This is a genomic window from Nonomuraea sp. 10N515B, from assembly GCF_052245915.1.
Lineage (GTDB): Bacteria > Actinomycetota > Actinomycetes > Streptosporangiales > Streptosporangiaceae > Nonomuraea.
This window is the reverse complement of the sequence record NZ_JBQQBQ010000150.1, coordinates 1-5,097: the sequence shown is the minus strand read 5'-3', so window position 1 is coordinate 5,097 and position 5,097 is coordinate 1. Positions and strand designations below refer to the sequence as shown.

6 protein-coding genes are annotated in these 5,097 nt (G+C 65.6%); all 6 read right to left on the bottom strand.

From position 1 onward, the window contains the following. Nucleotides 1-123 precede the first annotated feature (123 nt). Nucleotides 124-567 (bottom strand): YbfB/YjiJ family MFS transporter, encoded by a 444-nt coding sequence (locus ACTWQA_RS58500; protein WP_443167412.1) that lies wholly within the window; start codon nucleotides 565-567, stop codon nucleotides 124-126. 514 nt (nucleotides 568-1,081) lie between these two features. Beyond that, nucleotides 1,082-1,771: a type 1 glutamine amidotransferase domain-containing protein gene (locus ACTWQA_RS58495; protein WP_443167411.1), complete on the bottom strand. Its 690-nt coding sequence runs from the start codon at nucleotides 1,769-1,771 to the stop codon at nucleotides 1,082-1,084. An 86-nt stretch (nucleotides 1,772-1,857) separates the two neighbouring features. Then, the gene (locus tag ACTWQA_RS58490) at nucleotides 1,858-2,451 is read right to left on the bottom strand and encodes a TetR/AcrR family transcriptional regulator (RefSeq protein ID WP_443167410.1); all 594 of its coding nucleotides are present in this window, start codon (nucleotides 2,449-2,451) and stop codon (nucleotides 1,858-1,860) included. Nucleotides 2,452-2,567: 116 nt separating this feature from the next. Then, nucleotides 2,568-3,104 carry a DUF6262 family protein gene (locus ACTWQA_RS58485; RefSeq protein WP_443167409.1) on the bottom strand — a complete coding sequence of 179 codons (537 nt, stop codon included), beginning with the start codon at nucleotides 3,102-3,104 and terminating at the stop codon, nucleotides 2,568-2,570. After that, nucleotides 3,101-3,685 carry a hypothetical protein gene (locus ACTWQA_RS58480; RefSeq protein ID WP_443167408.1) on the bottom strand — a complete coding sequence of 195 codons (585 nt, stop codon included), beginning with the start codon at nucleotides 3,683-3,685 and terminating at the stop codon, nucleotides 3,101-3,103. Before ACTWQA_RS58480 ends, ACTWQA_RS58485 begins: the two co-directional genes overlap by 4 nt. Next, entirely contained in the window at nucleotides 3,667-4,887 is a 1,221-nt protein-coding gene (locus ACTWQA_RS58475; RefSeq protein ID WP_443167407.1) for a hypothetical protein, read from the bottom strand. The genes ACTWQA_RS58480 and ACTWQA_RS58475 overlap by 19 nt, the downstream gene beginning before the upstream one ends. Nucleotides 4,888-5,097: the final 210 nt, after the last annotated feature.

The window sequence follows — 5,097 nt, the reverse complement described above, 5'->3', positions numbered from 1 at the left end:
ACAAAGAGTGAAGCTACTTCAACTCACTGTGATCGAACTCGGGAAGGCGGAAATTCCCAGTTCCCAGGCCACAACAGCGGCAACCGGGGCGGTAGAGACGGCTTGGAACTCAGGGGTTATTTCTTACAGGACGAGCAGTCCCGAGAGTACGATCCCCGCGCCGATCCCGCCGAACCCCCAGCCGGCAAGGTGCGGGGCCGACCGGCGCAGCCCCGACAGCAGCGCCCCGACCGCATACACGAAGATGATCGCACTGGCGACCCCCGCGACGAAGCGCAGCCCCGACCAGACTGCGGCGTCCCGGGTCAGCGGCATCAGGGCAAGAGCCGCAGTCAGCACGATCATCGATACCCGCATCCTCGGGCGCGAGCGGACCAGCCGAGGCGCGACCATACCGGCCAGCGCACCGACGAGATAGCCGACGTAGTTCACTGTCGCCAGGTTCGCACCGCCGGAGGCCGAGAGACCGGCCTGGTCCTGCATCAGCGGCAGGATCGGGTGTAGACGAAGCGGCCGATGCCTGTGCTTGCGGCAAGCGCTGTAGCGCCCTGGACGGCTACCGCCCACGGTGCGGGCCCGGGGGATGGGCGCTCACCGGCCTGTTCGAGAGTGACAGGCCGTCCAAGGGCGAGAGTCACGGAAAGTCCTACCTTTCAAGAGGGTCTGGGCAGGTTGCGGCCGGGTCGGGTGGCAGTGTCCTCGAGGCCAGGTCCGCGGTGGCACCTGAGATCGCGGTGGCACCTGAAATTCGTTCACGGTGTGCTTGGGCTTGATGTTGTTTTTCTGCGGGCCGCCGGCTGGGTGGCCTCAGCGGCTCTGGGAGTACTCGACGCCTTCGACGATGAACACGCGGAGGTCCGCGCCGGCCTGGCGGTGCGGACTACCGCCAGGCTGTCGTGTCACGCCCGCGCGGTCCGGAATGTCGGGAAGCGATGGATCAGTACTCGGTCGAAAGCCGCGTCTTTCAGGGGCTCGATCGCCCGGTGTCCGGCGACCGGTGTCACTGGGCGGCCCACCTGATCGCCCCGGGTGACTCGGCCGGGGCGATCAGGCGCTCACGGAGAATGATCACGTTCGCGTTTTACGCGCTGGCCGTGGTGACCAGCTTGATGAGGGCGTCGGCCGCCGGGGCCGAGGAGGCCGGGTTCTGCCCGGTGATCAGCAGACCGTCCTGCACGACGTGGGGTTCCCAGTCGCCGGCCTTGGAGTAGAGGCCTCCCAGGTCTTTGAGCTCGTCCTCGACCAGGAAGGGGACGACCTTGGTGAGCTGGACCGCCTCCTCCTCGGAGTTGGCGAACCCGGTGACCTGCTTGCCCCGCACCAGCGGCGTGCCGTCTTCGTTGACCGTGTGGCGCAGGACGCCGGGCGCGTGGCACACCAGAGCGAGTGGCTTGCCCGAGCGCAACATCGTCTCGATCAGGCGCGCGGAGTCGGTGTCCTCGGCCAGATCCCAGAGCGGGCCGTGGCCGCCGGGGTAGAAGACCGTGTCGAAGTCGTCGGCCGAGACCGAGTCCAGGCGCACGGTGTCCGCCAGCGCCGCGGTGGCCTCCGGGTCGGCCTCGAAGCGCCGGGTCTGGTCGGTCTGGAAGCTGGGTTCGTTGCTTTTCGGGTCCAGCGGCGGCCGGCCGCCCTGGGGCGAGGCGAGCACGATCTGCCAGCCGGCCTCCTTGAAGCGGTAGTACGGCGCCGCCAGTTCCTCCAGCCAGAACCCGGTCTTACGGCCGGTGTCCCCCAGCTTGTCGTGCGAGGTGAGAACGATGAGAACCTTCATGACTTCCCTTTCGAGTAGTAGACCGGTCGTCTAGAGATTGGCAAAAGAGTGCCCCACGCCCCCGGCCGGGCGTGAAATTCGGGGCCCTACAGGTGCAGGAGCCGGCGGGTCGCCGCCATGGTGGTGTCCATTGGTGCGAGATTGCGGTGGATCTTGGCCATGACGCTCGCGCCGAGCCACATGTCGTACAGGACCTGGGCCAGGGCGCGGGGGTCCCCGTCGATCGAGAGCGAGCCGTCCTCAAGGCCAGCGGCGATCGTCCGCTCGATGCGGTCGACGACCGCGTCCGTGCCCTCTTTCAGAGCCAGTCGCATCGACTCCGACAGGTCGGCCACCTCGGCGCCGAGCTTCACGGCGAGGCACTTGCCCTGACACTCATCCACGCTCTGCGTCTGCCGCCATTGCTGCCAGTAGGCCATCAAACGCTCGGCGGCCGACCCGTCGGACCGCGCGAGGATGCGGTCCATGTCGGCGATGTAGTCCGCGAAATAGCTCTTCAGCATCGCCTCACCGAAGGCGTCCTTCGAGTCGAAGAAGTGATAGAAGGAGCCCTTCGGCACGCCGGCCTCCGCGAGCACCTCCTTGAGGCCGACCGCGGAGTAACCCTTGTGGGCCATGATCCGCTGGGCGGCGTCGAGGATGCTCCGACGGGTGTCTGTGCTGCGCGTGGTGACCGGCATGTCAATGACCATAGCAGCCGAGTAGACCGGTCGTCTAGCGACGCTGGCGGGAACCATCGCCATCCCCCCTATGGGGTGCCCGCCGAGGATTGGGTCGACGGCAACCTCCTCTCAGCTCACCGCCGACTGTTGAGCGCGGACATCAACTCTCGGTTGGAATCGCGCGCCGCCTGCAGTTCCTGGTCGCGCTCCTCCAGGCGAAGCCGGAGGTCGGCGTTCTGCTCCTCCAAGGCAACGACTCGTTGCTGCAACTCCTGGAAACCGTCGGGTCCGCCGATGCCGACCTCGCGCCAAACCTGTTCGCCGAGCGCTTGCGACAGGCGGTGCTCCAGATCTTGGACCTTGCGGGCCAGGCGGGCGCATTGCTCTCGGCTGTTGGCCAGATCGGCCTTCAGGGAGGCCCGGCTGACGGGGCCTCCTTGCGAGGTGTTGGAGGGCTCGGCCGCCAGCACGTGGATCTGGGCCAGCAGATCGCGGTGGCGATAGAGAAAGCTGCGGTCGACGTTCGCCCGACGGGCGATGGCGGAGACGCTGATCTCCTCGCCTCTGGCTGCGAAGGTGTTGATGGCCTTGACGACGCGTTGGCGACGGCGGGCCGAGTCGGCGCGACGGCCAGCAGCCAGCGCGGATGGCGATACTTCTTCGGCATTCATGTGGGACGCTCCGGACGAAGATCGACGAAGGGTTGGCGGACTCGGGGCATGCCGAGCATGACCTGGCGGGTCTTGCGGACAACAGCGATCGCTTGGTTGATCTGCTCTCGCTCGTCATCGGACAAGTCGTCGAGATCTTGCCTGACGCGGTGGATCAGACGCCGGACTCGCGTGATCTCTTCTTGAGAAGGCAGCGCCTCGGCCTTGGCCCAGTCGTCGGCTTTAGAGGTGGCCAAGATGCGCTCGCGGCTGCGCAGCAGGTCGGCGAGATACGCCTCGAGATCAGGCAGATAGGACACGTCGGTGCTGAAGTGGTCACAGCCCACGCAGCGAAACCGCAGTGGGCAACTGGTTCCAGCAGCCTGGACGTTGCTTGGCTCGGTGCATCGTCCATAGGCGACCGCCACTTCCCCAACGCCGTGGCGCAATCGCTCGGCGTCTTGGAAGGCCTTCGCCTGACGCCAAACGCGCTGCCCGTGCCGGTCGAACTGCATGGCGGTGACCTTCTCGACGGCCTGTCTGCGGCGCTCCTCGCCGACCCGGTAGTAAACCTGAGTGGTGCTCAGGGAGTCGTGGTCCATGAGCTTGCTGGCACGTCGATCGCGACTCCGGCGTCGGAATGTCGTTGCGCATAACTGTGCCGGTAGCAATAAGGCACGATCTTGGATTTGTCGAAGATGGTGCCGTCGGGCTGGATCAGTGGTGGCAGCGATCGGACCCAGTCGCGGTGACGTTCGCTGACGCTGCTCTCAGTGATCGCTTTGCGTCCCTCGGGGTTGGCCACCGGCGATGGGAGCAGTTTCAGCTCCGACAACGGTGTCTCGGGGAAGCGCGTCTGGACATGCTTCTTCTGCTCGATAATGATCTGCGCGGTGGCCTCGGCGATGGGCAGTTCTCGGCGAAGTCGCTGCGACTTGTCGTTGTCGTAGATCAGCACGGGCCTGCCCTCGCTGTCACGTTGGAGACAATCCCAGTCCAGGTCGCAGACCTCGTCGGGGCGGCGCCCTGTGTCGATCATCAGCTCGATGGCGATGCGGGTCTCGCGGACGCTGGATTCCTCGATGCGGGGTAGTGCCTCGCATAGCTGTCGTAGGAGCTCCGGCGGGATGTCTCGGCCCGGTTCGCCTCGCTCGGGCTCGGCTGGAATGTCGTGCGGAAAGATGGTGAAGTCCTCCGGTAGTCCGGCCATGGGCTCGCCGGGGCGTGTCAGCCCGAGGGCCCGTGTGCGCACCAGCATGCTTCTCACGGCCCGGCAGGTCTTTAGCCGCAGGTCTGAGCTGATCGCATCGGTCGACTCCAGAAAGGCGAGCCGGTTAAGGAAGCCCTCGATATCGCGGCGTCCGAGTGCGACGAGCACGATGCCTTGGTCCTTGCGGTGGGCGCGCAGACTCTCGGAGAGCTTGGCCATGGAGTTGATGTGGTGCTGGACGACATTGGTGACCGCGTTGCCGCGCCGGCGAGGCAGCTCCTCCAGGGCCCAGCGCATGACCGCTTCGCGCAACCAGGGCTGGCTGATCGCGGTGAAGTCGAGATTGCCGCGATGACCGAAGACACTCGCGTCCCAGACCAGCTTCTTCCGTTCAGTTTCCGGGCTCTTCCTGGCGAGCAGAACGAATCGGGTCATCGACTTCCAGGTCGCGGCGGCCGTGCGCCGCATGCTGGCGATATCCAGTTCCTCGATTGAGCTGACCTGTTGTTTCCGCAGGTGATCGCAGACTCGACGCAAGTCGGTGACGAGGGTCTTGGAGCCCTTGCGGCATCGCTGTTGGAGACCAAATAGCACCTGAGCAACTACGAGACGCGGAAGGCCGCGCAGGCTAATCTCGCCGCCTTCGGGAATCGCTGGCTCGATGCGGCGCCAGTACTCCTTGGACCGCCCCGGGGATCTTGGAGGCTACGATTCCTGCGAACTTGCGAATGACGTAGTAGATCCCTGCGCCTTATAGAAGGCGTCCTCGTACTCCCTCGGCGGAATATTACCACAGAATGAGTG